Genomic DNA, 15,600 nt, shown 5'->3' on the forward strand with positions numbered 1-15,600 from the left:
GAAGCTGGTCCAATCTCGCCGGTCGGAGTAGCTTTCCGGCGCGTTCAAAATCGGACGCGACTGTGGCAGGAACGTGGCGTTAACGAAATGGGTCCCGGACGTCCCTCGCGCACCGCTGCCGGCACGTCCCGGCGGCCGGCCGGACGCCCGGCTCCAAAGCCGCTCGACGCAGCGCATTTGCGCGATCTGGCTTTGCATTACGTCGGTAAGTACGCGACGAGCGAGGCGAAGTTGCGCCGCTATCTCGCGCGCAAGCTGTGGGAGCGCGGCTGGGAAGGGGAGGGGAGTCCCCCGGTCGACAGCGTCGTCGCTCGGCTCGCCGACCTCGGCTACGTCGACGACCGGGTCTTCGCCGAGGCGCGCGGGCGCGGCCTGACCGGGCGCGGCTTCGGCGCGCGGCGGGTGTCGGCCGATCTCGGCGCGGCGGGGATCGACCGCGATCTCGCTGCGGAGGTCGCGGCGACCGGCGACCCAATGGCGGCGGCAGTCGCCTTCGCCCGCCGCCGCCGCCTCGGTCCGTACGACACTGCCGCCCCCGATCCCGACCGCCGCCGCAAACAGTTCGCCGCGATGATGCGCGCTGGCCACGGCGTCGCGGAGACACGGCGGGTGCTCGCGGGAGAGATGGAGGAGTGAAGGTGGCTTGAGCGCGTACCCGATTTCGTCAGACCGGAGGCACCAATGACCCAATTCACCGTCAACGCGCAGCGGTTTGACCCGTACAAGACGTTCAAGTTCCGCGTGAAATGGGACGGCCATATCGTCGCCGGGATCTCGCGGGTCAGCGGCCTAAGGCGAACGACGGCGGTCGTCGAGCATCGCGAAGGGGGCGATCCATCGTCGTCGCGCAAGTCACCGGGGCAGACCGAGTATGCGCCGGTCACGCTCGAACGCGGCGTGACGCACGACACGGCTTTCGAGGAATGGGCCAACAAGGTCGTCAATTTCGGTGCAGGCCTGGGGAACGAGGTCTCGCTGCGTGACTTCCGCAAGGACATCGTCATCCAATTGCTGAACGAGGCGGGTCAGTTGGTGCTCGCTTACAAGCTGTTCCGCTGTTGGCCGTCCGAATACGTTGCCTTGCCCGACCTCGACAGCGACGGCGAGACGGTCGCGATCCAGACGCTGGTCTTGCAGAACGAAGGCTGGGTGCGCGATACCAGCGTCGTCGAGCCGCACGAACCGGCGCTCATCCCGGGCTGACGCCCAGGCGCAGCGCTGCGAGTGCTTCGGGCGTGTCGACGTCGGCGAGGATGCCAGGATCGTCGACCGGGAGTTCGACGAGACGGTCGCTGAGCGCCGCGAGGAGGACCTTGCCGCCGCCATCGCCAGTTACTCCGGAAAGCTCGGTCCAGTGCGCGCGGCTCCAGGCAAGCGGGTTGCCGCGCTTGCCATGCCATGTCGGGATAACCACCGGGACACGGTCGATCGCCGCCGCCGCGAGGGCGGCATAGGTTTCCGCGTCGACCGACGGCATGTCGCCGAGCGCGATGATCGCCGCGCGCCAATCGAGAGGAGCCGCCGCGAGGCCGGTACGGAGCGATCGACTCATCCCCTCGGCGAAGTCGGGCGCGGTGACATAGGTCGCGGGGCGATCGCCGAGCGCGGCGCGGACCGCTGCCGCCATGTGCCCGACGACGACGATCGGCGGCGGCAGGCCGGCGGCGGCGATCGCATCGACGACATGCGCGACGACCGGCTTGCCGTCTAGATCGGCGATCAGCTTGTTCGCCGCGCCCATCCGCGTCGATCGGCCGGCGGCGAGGACGATGACTCCGACGGTGACGGTCTGGGCGCGGGCGGCGCGGGGTTGCGGGCGCTCGGCCTCGGGGAGCAGCCCGCCGACCCCCATTGCAGCGATGTCGCCACTGGTCACAGCGATTCCTGCGGCGAGGCGTTCGAGAACCCAGTCGAAGCCGTTGCGCTTCGGGCTGCGGGCACACCCCGGCAGCCCGATCACCGCGCGGCCGCCGAGCACGCCGAGACACAGCAGGTTGCCGGGATCGACCGGCATCCCGAGCCGCTCGACAGCGCCGCCAGCGGCAACGATCGCGGTGGGAATCACGTCGCGCCGGTCGGCAGTCGCCGAAGCTCCAGCGATAAGCAGGATCGCATTGGCGGGTTGTGCGGTGAGCCACCCAGCGAGGGCGTCCGCTTCATGGTCGCACTCGTCCCAGCCGGAATCGAGGGCGCTGTCGAGGGCAATGATGCGGGCGCGTGTGACCGCATCGGTCCGTGCCAGCATCTTTTCCGAGGTTGCTGGAAGGCGCGTCTGAAGCAGGCGGAAGCGGCGCGGGCGAAACCCCGCGACAACGATCGGCGTGGCGGTGGCGACGGTGGCGTCGAGCGCGCTGACCGGCACCGCGAACGGAATAAGCTTGACCGTCGCGATGACGTCGCCAGCAGCGACACGGGTCATCGGCGCGAGCGTGCCAACGGTGATGCTCTCGTCGACCGCGTTGACCCGATCGATCGCTGCCCGATCGAGGAGCAAAAGGCCGTTTGCGGTGGCGATCAGGTTGGTCCGGCCATGCGCGGCAGCGGTTGCGATGACACCCGGGCCGGCCAACGTGGCAGCAAGCTTGGCCGCAGCGGCGTCTTCGGCGACATCATCGGTTCCGATCCGGGCGACGACGATCGTCGCGATGCCTGCCTCCGACGCAGCTGCGATATCGGCGTCACTGAGCAGCCGTCCCTTCGGCCAGCGGTCGCCGTCGACCAGCAGTGCATGGGCGAGAACCGTGCCGGCTGCGTCGATGGTCGCGACCGGGCCGAAGATCAAATGCCCGGCACCGGTGCCGCCAGCGGCAATCGGCCGCGCCACGCCGCCGTCATCTGCGCCGCTATCGACAGCGCGATCTCGGCGGGGTTGGCCGCGCCGATGTCGAGCCCAGCGGGACCGCGGACACGCGCCAGCGTCGCTTCACCAAAACCTTGAGCCGCGAGCCGCTCAAGCCGGCTGGCGTGGTTCTTCCGCGACCCCAAGGCGGCGATGTAAAACGCCTCCGACCGGAGAGCCGCCGCAAGTGCGACATCGTCGAGCTTCGGGTCGTGACTGAGCGCGACCACCGCGCTTGCCGCATTCGGGCGCCACCGCGCGAGCGCCTCGTCAGGCCAGCCGTCGTCGAGCGTGATGCCGTCGAAACGGGCGTCCTTGGCGAAGAGTCCGCGCGGGTCGACCACCAGCGGCGCGTAGCCGAGCAGCCGGGCAATCGGCACCAGCGTCTGCGCGATATGGACTGCTCCGATCACCGCGAGACGCAGCGGTGGGGCATAGGCGTAGGCGAAAGTCTCGGCGGCGCTCTCGTCTCCGCGCTCAATCTCGACAGTGGTCCCTGAAGCAAGGTCGGTCACCAGCGTTACCGCGGTTCCAGCCGCCCGAGCTTCGATCAGGCGCTCGATCAGGTCGGGAGCAAACCGCGCATCGGCGACCGCCTGCAAAAGAACTGATATCTTGCCGCCGCACGCGAGGCCGACTTCCCACGCGGTCGCGTCGGCAACCCCATAGTCGAGCCGCTTAAACCCGCCGCTCGCGATTAGGTCGATTGCCTCGGTGATGACGTCGCCCTCGACGCAGCCGCCGCTGACCGACCCTTCGAACAGCCCATCGTCGCGCACGGCGAGATGGCTGCCGACCCGGCGCGGGGCCGATCCCCACGTATCGATCACCGTCGCCAGCGCAACGCCATGCCCGGCGGCGCGCCAGTCGCGCGCGGCGGTCAGAACACGATCGAGATCGTCGCCAGCGGTCATCTCATCTCCCAGATCAGCACGACGATAACGATCAGGATCAGGACGGTTCCCCAAATGAGCGGGGTCAAGCCGGTGCGCGCGCGCGTGCCATGCAAGCTCTGCACCTCGCTGCTCGGGGTCGTTGCAGTCGCTTCAATCTGCGGAGATGTCACCGGCATTTCGACCGCCGGGGCGTCGCCGGCAGAAGCATCGCCAACCGGGGTGTTCGCGTCCGGCGTCTCGACCTCGGCCTTGAAGCGCGTGAAGAAGGTCTCGGCATAGCCGCGCGCGGTTCCCTCAATCAGCCGAGCCCCGAGCTGGGCGAGCTTGCCGCCGACGCTCGACGTGACGGCATAATCTAGACGTGTACCGGTGACACCGGCGACATCGGCGTCACTCAATCTGACCTCAGCCGACCCTTTGGCGAATCCGGCGACCCCGCCTTTGCCCTCGCCGACAAGGACGTAACGGTTCGGTGCGTCGACCTCGGTCAGGGTGACGCCACCCACGAAAGTCGCACGGACCGGTCCAACCCGCGCATTCATCTTGCCATCGAGACGAGTCGCGCCGTCGTCTCCAGTCGATTCTACAAGCGATTCGACCCCTTCAATGCATCGCGCAAGGATCACTGGATTGTTGAGCGCGGTCCATACCCGCTCGCGAGGGGCGGCAATCAAGCTCTCGCCCTTTAATTCCATGAACTTTCGATCCCTCTGAGCCGCGCGGAAACTGCGGGATAGCATCGCACCGCTGACTGCGACATTCTAATCGTCTTAACCAAACTGCGAACAAGTCATTTCACATCTGGCCCGGTCATGTTACAGGACGAGTTGATTGAGACTTTGCGTGGGGGTACCGCATGCTCGAGCCTGCGGTCTCGCTGGACTCGAAGAGCGTCGGATTGGGCGATCATATGGTCGAGGCGGGAGTCCGCGTCGGTGGTGCGGTCAAATGGTTCGATGTCGTTCGTGGCTATGGCTTCATCGTTCCCGACGATGGGGGCAGCGATATACTGATTCACTTCTCGGTTCTGCGCGACGTCGCCCGGCGGACGCTTCCCGAAGGTGCGCGGCTGGTCTGCGATACGGTCAGCCGTCAGCGCGGGCGGCAAGTGCGGGCGATCCTCGAGCTCGATCTGACAACCGCGACAGGCCCCGATCCGGAAACTGCGGTTTTGCGCGCGTCGGCGCGACCCGATCACGAGCGTCTCGTCGAAAACGCCGGTCCATTCGAGCGTGTTGCAGTCAAATGGTTCAATCGCCTGAAGGGCTATGGCTTCGTCGTTCGCCCCGATAGCGAGCAGGATATCTTCGTGCATATGGAGACGGTACGTCGTGCCGGTCTGACCGAGCTCGAACCTGGACAGCCTCTTCGCGCGCGGATTGCCGAAGGCCAGAAGGGACCACTTGCCGTCGTACTCGAAGGTGATACGAATACCGCCGAATTGGCGGACACGCCCGGCTCGTAGAGGTTTGTTTAATGTTGCGACTGTCGTGCGCTGCAGCGCTTTCGCTGCTTTGTCTGTTTCCAGCCTTTTCGGCCCCTGCGTTTGCGCAAGAAACGCCTCTTGTTGCCAACCCGACGTTGGCGACGGTTCCACTGACGCTCGTCGCGGGTGGTGAAAACCATAAATACACCGTCGAGGTTGCACGTACGACGACCGAGCAGGCCCGCGGCCTCATGCTCCGCAAGACGATGGCCCGCGACCACGGCATGATCTTCCCGCTCGCCGTCGCGCGCGAGGCCGACTTCTGGATGGAGGGCACGTACCTTCCGCTCGATATCGTGTTCATCGCGCCCGACCGGACGGTTCGGCGGATCGCGGCAAACGCAGTTCCGTTCAGCCGCGCCGAGATTACTTCAGGCGGGCCGGTGTCCGCCGTTCTCGAATTGAACGCCGGAGAGGCTGCGCGGATCGGGCTGAGACCCGGCGACAAGGTCAGCTATACCCTTAATTGACGCCGAATTGACGCGGCGTCCGACGGTGCGTACACCGCGCCGTCAAGCGATTTCCGCGGGTAGGGACAAATATGGTGATGCGCCGTTGGCGAGCCGTAACGGCGCTTTTCGCCACTATCGTCGGCACGTCCGCTTCCGCCCAGAGTGTCGATCCGCGGGTATTACAGCAGCTGCAGGGGCAACTTGGTGCATCGTCTTCAGGGTCGTTGAACACGTCTTCGGTCAGTCCGCTCGACCGCGCGCGTGCCGACAATAATAGCACCGTCGACCAGCAACCGGCGACCGGACGCCTCGACACGATTGAGGAGCAGGAGCTTCGCCGCCAGCAATCGCGCGCGCAGCTTGACCGGCTATACACGCCGTCGCCGATTGAGCGCGAGTTTCGTAGCCGGCTCGCCGATCCGACACTGCGCCAGTTCGGCTATGACCTGTTCCAGTCGGACGCGCGCACCAGTCCGGGCGCCCTGACCGGCTCGGTCAGCGATTCCTATGTCGTTGGGATCGGTGACGAACTTGTCGTCCAGTTTCAGGGCGCGACCAACGAAAGCCGGACTGTGCGGGTCGATCGCGAAGGGCGGTTGGTCGTCGGCGCGCTTGCTCCGATCCCGGCTGCCGGGCGCACGATCGGGTCGGTCCGGCGCGATATTGCCGCCCAGACCAAGCGTACCCTGCTTGGTACCGAGGTGTATGTCTCGCTTGGCTCGGTCCACGCGATCACTGTTTTCGTTGGCGGCGAGGTCGACCGGCCCGGTCAGTTCAATCTCACGTCGCTCTCCGACGTCGGCAGCGCGCTCGCGCTCGCCGGTGGTATCCGACGGTCGGGATCGCTCCGGAATGTGCGCATTGTTCGCGCCGGCGGCGCCATCTCGGTCGATCTTTACGGGCTGCTTGGCATCGGCACGCCGCCCGCGACCCGTCTGCAGGACGGCGACCGGATCATCGTACCTGTCATCGGCGACACCGTCGCGGTGGCTGGCGCGGTTGCGCGACCCGGCATCTATGAAGTCCGGCGCGGGACGAGCGTCGGTGCGGTGCTCGACTATGCGGGCGGCGCCCTTCGGCCACGCGGCAACACGATCGCTATCAGCCGCATCGATGCGGGCGGCGCCGAAGTCTTCGTCAAGGCGGCGAGCCTCGCGAGCAACATTCAGCCAGGCGACGCAATCCAGCTTGTCGGCGGCAGCGCTGGCGGCGCGACCGGACGCGTCGTCCTGCGTGGCTATGTACAGAACCCCGGGCCGCGCCCGCTGGTCGCTGTGCCGATGGTGCGCGACCTCGTCGGCGATGTCGCCGACCTTCGCTTCGATACCTATCTGCCGATGGCGGTCCTGATCCGGCGTGACCCGATCACCGCTTCGCGCGAGTTCCAGCCGGTCAACCTGATCGACGCGTTGCGATCGCGGCCGCCCGTTGCGCTGCGCAGCGACGACCGGTTGTATGTCTTCAGCCGGACCGACATCGCGTTTCTTAACCAGACCCCGGTCCGCCGCGTCGTTTTGAGGCAGGCGAACCCATATCCGGAGTGCCGGTCGCTCGCGCGGCTCGAGGCGCTGGTCAGCGATACCAAGTCACCGCGCTTCGATGTCGTGACGCGCGGTGCGCTGATCGTCGAGCGCAACGGCCAGAGCGACGTCGCGGTCGGCGGCAACCTCCAGAGCGGTCGTCGCGGTGATGAGGCGTTCCGCACCGGCGGCGATGCCCTTGCGGCACAGGCGGTTGCCGGCCAGCAGGCGGGTCAGGCTCAGGCTGGCCAGGCTCAGGCAGGTCAGCTCCAGTCGAACCAGTCGCAGTATGGCCAAAACGACCAGCAACCGATCGCAATGGCGAGCAATCGTGCGTCGAGTGATCGTGCGTTGCCGACCGACTTCACCGACGATGGCTCTATTGCGGCGAGCGACCGCCGCCCCGCTTCGCGCTGCCCGGCGGTGTTCGAGGAGGAGCCCGATCTTTTGCCGGTGCTGATCGAGAACGCGATCGGTGTCGGCGGTGCGGTCCGCAGTCCCGGCGCATATCCCGTCGCTGGCTCGATCAGCGCGCGCGACGTCGCCGCGATCGCTCAAGGCCTGATCCCAAATGTCGATGCGTTGACGCTCGACCTGACCACCGCGCGTGGCGAGCAGCGTATTCCGGTGGCAGACACTATCGCGCTGACTGGCGTGACGATCCGGTCGGGCGACGATTTGCGGTTCAATGGTGCCCAGCCCCAGTTCGAGTCGGGCGGTGTCCTTTTGACCGGCGAATTCGAGCGTCCCGGCCTGTACACGATCCGCAAGGGTGAGAAGCTGTCGGAACTGATCGCGCGGGCTGGTGGGATGAGCACGCTGGCGTATCCGTACGGCACGATCTTCACTCGGCGAAGTGTCAAGGAGGCCCAGCAGGAGGGCATCCGCCGGACAGGGCGCGAACTGACCAATGCGTTGCTGGCGGTATCAGCGCGCAAAACGGGTAGCGGCGCTACCGATTCGACGGCGTCGGCAGCGCGGCTGATCGAGCAGCTCTCGTCGGTCGAGGCACCTGGCCGCGTCGTGATCGAGGCGGATCCGCGGGCCCTGGCGCTGCGTCCGGATCTCGATACCGTGCTTGAATCGGGCGATACGATCTATGTGCCGAAGCGACCGAACTTTGTCCTCGCGCTCGGCGACGTCAGCAATCCTGGTGCTCTCCAGTTCGTCGCGGGCAAGTCCGCGCGTGAATATCTGGGCGAGACCGGTGGGACGGCCAAGACCGCCGACAAGCGCCGAATATTCCTTGTCCTGCCGAACGGTACCGCCCAGCCGCTGCGCAATGTTACCAAGCGTGCTGAAAACATCATCGTGCCGCCGGGGAGTACGATCATTGTGCCGAAGGACATCGACCCGCTCTTCACGCTCGATATCGTCCGCGACGTCTCGGGTATTCTCGGCACCCTGATCACGTCGGTCGCGACGATCGCTCTGCTGGCGAGGTAGCGGGAGTGCTGGCCGAGCTGATCAGCGCGCTGCTTGCCGCGCTTGCGACGTTTGTCGCTTGCTCCTTTGCGCTGCCACTCGGGACGTCACTGGGGTTGCTCGACTTTCCCGACGATGCCGGCGGCCGCAAGCAGCATGCGCGGGTCACGCCGCTCGTTGGCGGGTTGGTGATAGCTGGGATAAGTCTCGGCGCGATCATCGCGATTTTGACGTTGCCAGCCGACTTGGGGCCGACGGTCGAGCGTCATGTCGCGTGGCTCGGTATCGCGGTCGCGGCAATGTTCGTGATCGGAGTTGCCGACGACCGTTTCGAACTCAGCGTCCGCTCGCGGCTCGGGGTCGGGGCGATGGTACTTCTGTTGGTGATCGTCACAGCCCCGGATTTTGCAATCTCGTTCGTCCGATTCTCTCACCAGCCGGTGGTACGCATCCTCGGGCTAACGTCGATCCCGTTCACCCTGTTGTGCCTTGTTGGCTTGCTCAATGCGGTCAACATGGCCGACGGCAAAAACGGCATTGTGATTAGTCTCGGGCTTGTCTGGTCGGCGATGCTGTTGCGATGGTTGCCCCCGGTGATGGCGCCGGTTATGGCCGCAACCGCCGGTGCGCTGGCGATCCTGTTGTGGTTCAACATGCGCAGTCGTTTGTTTCTTGGCGACGGTGGCAGCTATGCGTTGTCGGCACTGTTCGGCCTGCTGGCGATCTATGCGTACAACCATCACTTCAACGACATCGGTGCCGACGATATCATTCTGCTGTTCGCGGTGCCGGTGCTCGACACTGTCCGTTTGCTGGTCTTTAGGGTCTGGCAGCGGCGATCGCCCTTTCATGGCGGCCGCGATCATCTGCACCATTACCTCTATGCGCGAGTGGGTTGGCCGTACGGGCTCGGGGTCTACATCACGCTGGTTATCGTCCCAAATGCAGCAGCAACGTTGTTCCCGGGGACCGCAGGCCTTTGGCTTGGCGTGACGTCAATCGCGTACACCGTCATTCTCGGCCTCGCACATCGTCCATCTCCAAAGCTCGCGTGATCCGCGCAGCTTGCCATCGCGAGGCGACAGGGTAGAAGCGGCGCGCACGCATGTTGGGGCGTCGCCAAGTGGTAAGGCACCGGTTTTTGGTACCGGCATCCGCAGGTTCGAATCCTGCCGCCCCAGCCAATCCCTCATACGTCGCTCAAGCGGCCTGTAGTGCGCCCTGTGCTCGTGATGTCGCCCATCCCAATACAAGGAACTCGCCCGCAGGGCGTCGCGCTGAGCGATCAAATCTTGCGCTCGAAAGGATGCCTAACGGACGCGGGCCTGCGATCATGACATGGCTGGGAAAATCGGTTCTGTCGCAACTCGGACTTTCAACCGTGACCGGCAAACCTTCAAAAATCTCCGCGTCACCGGCCGCAATACGCGGGCAACATAACGGTCGCCGAGCCCGCGCGCTGGCGCCACTCACCGGTCGTCGTGCGGTAATACTGGCCTGGCGCGACGCGGTTGGCGAGGAGCTGGCAGCCCGCGGCGGCGGCCACGTCGACGACTGTGACCCCGGTCTTGGCGGCGGCCGCGTCGGTGTAGACCGCGCGTCGCTGGATGTTGATCTGCCCGACGTGCTTGGCCAGGTCGGGGCTTCCGCCGCGGACACCGAGATAGCCGTCCGCTTGTTCCCCGACGGTGCCCGCATCGCGCGCGGCCTCGACCACGGGATCAGCGGCCTGGGCAAGTGCCGGCGCGCCGATGCCGAGCAGCGTCGCGAGCAAAATGGCGGTTCGCACGCAGGCCATCAAAAAATTCCCGGGTTTTTCTTGATCAGGTCCTGCACGTCTTTCTCAAGCCGGACGACCACTTCCTGACGGATATTGACGTTGAGCGTAATCTCGATCGGCTTGTCCGGAGCGCGGAGCTGAATACAGCCGGCGAGCGGCACGATTAAAACGAACAGAAATCCAGCGCGGCTCATTTGCATGGAACCTTCTATCATGTGACGCGGGCTATCGCACCGCCAATTTATCCGGCCTGAACCGCTATTCGACGGGCTTTGCGGAGCGGATCACCGCACGTGCGTCGCTGAACGAGGCGGCCGTGCCCAACAGCAATCGAAAAGGTGCTCGCACCGTCACGCCAAACTTGAACGGCAGCCCCGTCGCGCGCACCGGAAGTCGGCTTCCTGTCTGAAGGGGGGCTTCGTTGGTGCCGGTGAAATCGATCGCCGTCACGATCTCCGCGTCGAGGTCGCCATCGAGCCGCAGCGTCAGCGTCCGGTAACGCAACCGTCGGAGCGCGTCGAAGGCAAGCCGCCCGGCCGCGCCCATGCTCGCTTGGCCGACCTCGCCGACATATTGGAGAAGGCCGCCGCCGTCGCGAGCGGTGAGAACGCCACCAGCAATTCGTCCTGCCGAGCGCTCGAAGACGAGCGGCAAGACCCCGTCGAATTTGCCGGTGGCGCTCAGGTTCTTGATTTGAAAGCGCTGCAGGAATTGTTCAGCATCAAGACCGTCGACGTCGACCGTAAACGTCCGGCGGGGCACGTCGGCTCGGAGCACGGTCGGCTCGACGGTCATCGTACCCCCGGTAAACGGCCAGGCAAGCCGCTCGATCGCCACCGAGTTGCGATCGAGAAGCTGAAAACGGACCGACACGTCGTCGACGGCCACGCCTGGATCGAGCGAGGCGATATGCAACGTCTGGTGGGGCGGGGTGTGCAGCGACGGCAAGTCGTCGAAGGCGATGATGCCATCGATGCCCGTCACCGGGCCGAGCGCCGCGGTGGCCAGCCCAACGCCCGCCAGTTGCACCGTCCCGGCCCCGGTCACCTTGTTGCCGGCGATCTCCAGCGTTGCGATGGTGCTTACCCCTCCCACGACGTTCGCCGCGAGTCCGCGCGCAAGGCCGCTGATGTCGACGGGTTGGAGGGTAGGCGCGAAGGTCAGCGCGGATAACAGCGCTACGCGACCGATGCTTCCGGCGAGATCGTAGAAGCCCATGACCGTCGCCAGTCTCGCGCCATTGGCCAGCTCGACGGTTGCGCGACCAGTCAGAGCCTGGCTCGCCAGACGACCTTTGATGCCGGTCAGGTGAAGGGGATTGAACGCCGGGGCCGGGCGCGGATCGGCGAACGCGACGTCGGCATCGTCGAGCGTCAGGACGCCGTTCGCCAGCTGCCAGCGCCCGCGACCGTTGCTCGCGACCCCGAAGGGGCCGACGGCCCGCAGCGCCGATATCGCACCCGTTCCCGTCCACCCGGACAAGGTCCGCTCTGCGCGAGCGTTGAGACGCGCGCCACCGCGCCACGGGTCGGACACGACGGTAAGATCGACGTTCGACACGGCGATTTCGGGAGCGGCGAGGGTGCCACCGATACGGAGGCCAAATCGCCCTGCGCTCGCCGCGAACGCCCGCCCGCCTGCGGTACCGCGCGTGCCCAGACCGTCGACCGTCATCGCTGCCGCGACATGAGTGCCATGCAGCGTGGCAAGCGGTCCGCGGCGGGACGAGCAAAGCATTGCGGCGGTTGCGCCCAGCTGCGTCGTCGCGATGCTGGCACGATCGAAGCCGATTGGAACGCAGCCGGTACCGATCGCCACGCCGGTCTGTCGATCGAACGCCACATCGAGCGGCAGCGCCAGGCCATCGACGCGCCCGCCGTCGAAACCGCTCGACACACGCAGCGTTCCGCCTGTGGTCGCGTGCCCCGCTGTCACGTCGAAGCGACCGCCGGTCAGCTCGATTGCATCGCCACCGTCGCGCCACGGTCCGATGGCGACGAGACCATGGCCGCCGTTGGCGCTACCCGCGCCAGCGATGTCGATAGTGGGGAGGCCGCCCCCCTTAACGGTGACCCGACCGTCGAGGGTGATCGTGTCACGCGTCCATTCGATATCGCGGCCGGTAAAGCGCAATTCCGCGTTACCCGCGCCGTCTGCCTTGAGGTCGGAAATGCGAACGCGCACCCCGGGTGCAACATCCCCGTCGACGTGAGCGAGGACGTCGATCCGCCGCAAGGCGGCACCGGCGCGAGTGACGAGCTTGGCGGCAAGCGTTGGCAGTCCTACCCGCGACGGCAATAGCGCGATGAGTGTCGCGGGTTGTACGGCGTGTGCTGCGACAGTCGCGTCGATGTGCACCGTGCCGCCGGGGGCGAGTTTCAACGATCCACCTGCCTTCGTCGGGCCGGCCCGGTCGGAGCCATGAATGAGACCCGCGAGGCCGGCGGTCCAGCTGCCGTGCAGTCCGGCGGGCGGCCCTTCAAGCGCGGCGTCGATCGCGAGCCCTGAAAGCGTCGTACCCGCTGCTTGCACCGTAGGGGCCGTAACGCTGGCATGCGCACTCAGGCTGTTGAGGGGGAGCGGCGCGGCGACCGTCAGCGTCCACGCCGCAGTTGGCACGGTCGCTCCGCGACACAACGACCGCACCAGATGGCCTTGGCCGGCAACCGCAAAGTCCCGCGCGGCAGTGGTTATGGTGAAGTGTGCCTCTGGAACCGTCGCGCTGCAGTTGGCCCATTGCAAGGTGACGGTCGCCGTCCGCGCCGTCGCCCGGAAATCACGATCGAGTTGGCCAGCTGCGTCGACCCGGGCGTCGATCGTTCCTGCCGGTGTCAGCAGCGTAACTGCCGCATCGGCGGCGTCGAGCCGAAACGCGGGAAATCGCGTCGAACGATCGGGCGGGATCAGCCGATCGAGACTACCGAAGCTGACGCCGCCGCCATCCGCGTGAACCTTGAGCATCGCACCGTCGAGGCGAACCCCAGCGATCAACGGGCGAAAGGCAGACCATTTGAAATCGATTACAATCCGACGCGCCGTAAGATCAGGCGATGCTCCGGGACCCAGCCGGACGTTGTCGAAGACCAGCCTGTTGCGCTCGACAGTTATCGTCTTGGCTGCGGCATCGACGCCTTTCGCCGCGAGATATTGGAGGACGGCGGCATCGGTTACCGGCGCTCGGCCTATCCACAGCGCGGTCAGGCCGAACGCAGCGATCAGCAGCGTCGCGCCTGCGAGGCGCAATATAAAGCGGGGGCGATAGGAAGCGGCCACGTTGCCAACTCCTCCAATCGCCGCAGCGATTCAAGCGCGAAGCCACGCCGCCACGTTTCGCGCGGCGCTTGCTATTCGCCGGCCAAGATCGTCGCGGCGCTTTCCGAGCGATGATTCAACAGCGCATGATCGAATTCCTCGGTGTAGGCGCGCCAGCACCCACGACCGTCGCGCTTGGCTTGGTAGAGAGCCACATCCGCTCGTCGGAGCATTTCGGCTTGGTCGACGAGCCCGCATCCCGGAGGCACGACACCGATCGAGGCGCCGATGTGGGCATCTTTGCCCATCAGCGATGGCAGGTCCGACGCCTCGTGTATTATCTGCTCGCATATCGACCCGACGACCGAGTTGTCTGAAATATCGGTCAGCAATATCGCGAATTCGTCGCCACCAATCCGGGCGACCGTATCGGTGGGACGAGTCAAGGCCAACAATCGATCGCTGAAGTCGATGATAAGATTATCGCCGGTAGCGTGCCCATAATTGTCATTGATCGCTTTGAAGTTATCCAGATCGATCAGCATGAGGGCATTGCTGCCAGAGCTTCTCAACACAGCGTCTTCGATACGATTCCAGAACAATATTCTATTTGGCAAGCCTGTTAGCGGATCGTGCAGAGACAGGTTTCGAGCATGTTCTTCGGCTTCGCGATAGGCCGTCACGTCGGTGAGCACTGCGATCAGATAATCGATATCGTTGACATTTATCCGTTGCTTGCGTGTGATCAGATAACGGACATTTCCATATGCGTCGGTCAAAGGCTCTTCGCTTTCGTCGATCGCTCCAGTCGAAAAAACCCTGTCGTCGGCTTCATGAAAAGCCTGGACTTCGTCAGGGGTGAAAAGATCTTCGGCAAATCGCGCGATCAGAACTTCACGAGAGCGCTGGAAAAGTTCACAAGCAAGATTGTTAACCATAATCAAGCGATGATCACGATTTTTTACGATAACCGGACTCGGCACTAACTCGATGAATACCTGCAGATCAGTCAGATCGCTCGCCGACATCATGCGCGTAGCTCACGGTTCAAAGGCCAGACAACTTGAAGAAAACTTTAGCAGCACTGTTCGTGGAGCGAAACGCTGGTGATGGCCAGATTTGAATTCGTCGTCGGATTACCACCCAACCGATGGTCCCATCTCGATCAGTGCCTATCGCCAGCACCGATAGCGGCAGCAAATGAAAACGGCCCCGGCGCAGGAGCACCGGGGCCGTTTTGCTGTGGTGCGGTAGGATTACATGGGGCGCGTGTAGCGCGACCTTTCGGCAGCGACTTCATCAGCCGAGTAGGCAGGAGCCTTGTCGTCGAAGCCCGACCAGCCGTTTTCGCGATACGCTGAGCCGCGGGAAACCGCATCCACGGCGTTGTAACGGCTAAACATCGTGACCGCGCTGTCGGCCATCGCGTCGGGCACCTTGGCGCTGACCAGCGTGCTGCCGCGGCGGACACCTTCGGAGTAGACGTGCGCCTCCTCGTCGGTGTGGCCTGAGTTCTTCAGCGCGCCGACGATACCGCCGGTCGCTGCACCGCCCGCCGCGCCGATCCCGGCACCCGTCGCGGTTGCCAGCAGCCAGCCCGCCGCGACGACTGGGCCAAGCCCCGGGATCGCCAACAGGCCGAGACCGGCGAGCAGTCCGCCAGCGCCGCCGAGCAGCGCGCCCGTGGTCGCGCCGCGGCTGACGTCGCCCGTATCATCGGCATGGGCCACCGCAGTCGCGGTCTCGTGGCCAGCGACGGCGGCCGTCGTGCCGACGTCGTTGTGGCCGCGGATGGTGCCGCCGTGCGTGCCGGTTGCGTCGTTGGCGACGATGCTGATGTCGCTATGCGGTACGCCCATTGCTTCGAGGTCGCGCACCGCGCTTTCGGCGTCGCTATAATTGTCGAACAGGCGCGTGAGGGTCTTGGTCATGTGTTCTCTCCCAGGAAAC

At 65.3% G+C, this 15,600-nt stretch carries 14 protein-coding genes and 1 tRNA gene; 7 read left to right on the forward strand and 8 right to left on the reverse strand.

From position 1 onward, the window contains the following. Window positions 1–177: 177 nt before the first annotated feature. Together KZX46_RS12830 and KZX46_RS12835 are read left to right on the forward strand one after the other, a co-directional pair. Window positions 178–636 carry a regulatory protein RecX gene (locus KZX46_RS12830; protein ID WP_226895935.1) on the forward strand — a complete coding sequence of 153 codons (459 nt, stop codon included), beginning with the start codon at window positions 178–180 and terminating at the stop codon, window positions 634–636. A 45-nt stretch (window positions 637–681) separates the two neighbouring features. Next, complete coding sequence (locus KZX46_RS12835; RefSeq protein ID WP_219774327.1) at window positions 682–1,203, forward strand: phage tail protein; 522 nt, start codon at window positions 682–684, stop codon at window positions 1,201–1,203. Here KZX46_RS12835 and KZX46_RS22915 read toward each other — a convergent pair. Genes KZX46_RS22915 through KZX46_RS12850 form a run of 3 tightly spaced genes read right to left on the reverse strand, consistent with a single transcriptional unit; the run spans window position 1,190 to window position 4,409 of the window. Next, window positions 1,190–2,824: an NTP transferase domain-containing protein gene (locus KZX46_RS22915; protein WP_226895936.1), complete on the reverse strand. Its 1,635-nt coding sequence runs from the start codon at window positions 2,822–2,824 to the stop codon at window positions 1,190–1,192. The two genes, KZX46_RS12835 and KZX46_RS22915, sit on opposite strands and share 14 nt — an antisense overlap. After that, window positions 2,779–3,753 carry an XdhC family protein gene (locus tag KZX46_RS12845; RefSeq protein ID WP_219774328.1) on the reverse strand — a complete coding sequence of 325 codons (975 nt, stop codon included), beginning with the start codon at window positions 3,751–3,753 and terminating at the stop codon, window positions 2,779–2,781. The genes KZX46_RS22915 and KZX46_RS12845 overlap by 46 nt, the downstream gene beginning before the upstream one ends. Beyond that, a complete protein-coding gene (locus KZX46_RS12850; protein WP_219774329.1) occupies window positions 3,750–4,409 on the reverse strand; it encodes a CoxG family protein in 660 nt (219 codons plus the stop codon). Before KZX46_RS12850 ends, KZX46_RS12845 begins: the two co-directional genes overlap by 4 nt. Window positions 4,410–4,591: 182 nt before the next feature. Here KZX46_RS12850 and KZX46_RS12855 point away from each other — a divergent pair, with 182 nt between their 5' ends. The 5 genes from KZX46_RS12855 to KZX46_RS12875 all read left to right on the forward strand — a co-directional run bounded on the left by KZX46_RS12855 (window position 4,592) and on the right by KZX46_RS12875 (window position 9,802). Beyond that, on the forward strand, window positions 4,592–5,200 hold the full coding sequence (locus tag KZX46_RS12855) for a cold-shock protein (RefSeq protein ID WP_219774330.1): 609 nt from the start codon (window positions 4,592–4,594) through the stop codon (window positions 5,198–5,200). 116 nt (window positions 5,201–5,316) lie between these two features. Then, the gene (locus KZX46_RS12860) at window positions 5,317–5,691 is read left to right on the forward strand and encodes a DUF192 domain-containing protein (RefSeq protein WP_219774331.1); all 375 of its coding nucleotides are present in this window, start codon (window positions 5,317–5,319) and stop codon (window positions 5,689–5,691) included. Between the two features lie 206 nt (window positions 5,692–5,897). Beyond that, on the forward strand, window positions 5,898–8,639 hold the full coding sequence (locus tag KZX46_RS12865) for an SLBB domain-containing protein (protein ID WP_219774332.1): 2,742 nt from the start codon (window positions 5,898–5,900) through the stop codon (window positions 8,637–8,639). A gap of 5 nt (window positions 8,640–8,644) precedes the next feature. Beyond that, entirely contained in the window at window positions 8,645–9,673 is a 1,029-nt protein-coding gene (locus KZX46_RS12870) for an MraY family glycosyltransferase (protein WP_219774333.1), read from the forward strand. Between the two features lie 54 nt (window positions 9,674–9,727). Then, window positions 9,728–9,802, forward strand: a tRNA-Gln gene (locus KZX46_RS12875). Between the two features lie 227 nt (window positions 9,803–10,029). Here the strand turns inward: KZX46_RS12875 and KZX46_RS12880 are convergent. The 5 genes from KZX46_RS12880 to KZX46_RS12900 all read right to left on the reverse strand — a co-directional run bounded on the left by KZX46_RS12880 (window position 10,030) and on the right by KZX46_RS12900 (window position 15,581). Continuing rightward, window positions 10,030–10,416 (reverse strand): YdbL family protein, encoded by a 387-nt coding sequence (locus tag KZX46_RS12880; RefSeq protein WP_219774334.1) that lies wholly within the window; start codon window positions 10,414–10,416, stop codon window positions 10,030–10,032. Beyond that, window positions 10,416–10,592 carry a YnbE family lipoprotein gene (locus KZX46_RS12885; protein WP_226895938.1) on the reverse strand — a complete coding sequence of 59 codons (177 nt, stop codon included), beginning with the start codon at window positions 10,590–10,592 and terminating at the stop codon, window positions 10,416–10,418. The genes KZX46_RS12880 and KZX46_RS12885 overlap by 1 nt, the downstream gene beginning before the upstream one ends. Window positions 10,593–10,656: 64 nt before the next feature. Then, the gene (locus KZX46_RS12890) at window positions 10,657–13,671 is read right to left on the reverse strand and encodes a YdbH domain-containing protein (RefSeq protein ID WP_219774335.1); all 3,015 of its coding nucleotides are present in this window, start codon (window positions 13,669–13,671) and stop codon (window positions 10,657–10,659) included. A 71-nt stretch (window positions 13,672–13,742) separates the two neighbouring features. Further along, window positions 13,743–14,681: a sensor domain-containing diguanylate cyclase gene (locus KZX46_RS12895; protein WP_219774336.1), complete on the reverse strand. Its 939-nt coding sequence runs from the start codon at window positions 14,679–14,681 to the stop codon at window positions 13,743–13,745. Between the two features lie 225 nt (window positions 14,682–14,906). Beyond that, window positions 14,907–15,581, reverse strand: coding sequence for a general stress protein (locus KZX46_RS12900; RefSeq protein ID WP_219774337.1), 675 nt, complete (start codon window positions 15,579–15,581; stop codon window positions 14,907–14,909). Window positions 15,582–15,600 lie beyond the last annotated feature (19 nt).

Source organism: Polymorphobacter sp. PAMC 29334 (assembly GCF_019431245.1).
Taxonomy (GTDB): domain Bacteria; phylum Pseudomonadota; class Alphaproteobacteria; order Sphingomonadales; family Sphingomonadaceae; genus Polymorphobacter_B; species Polymorphobacter_B megasporae.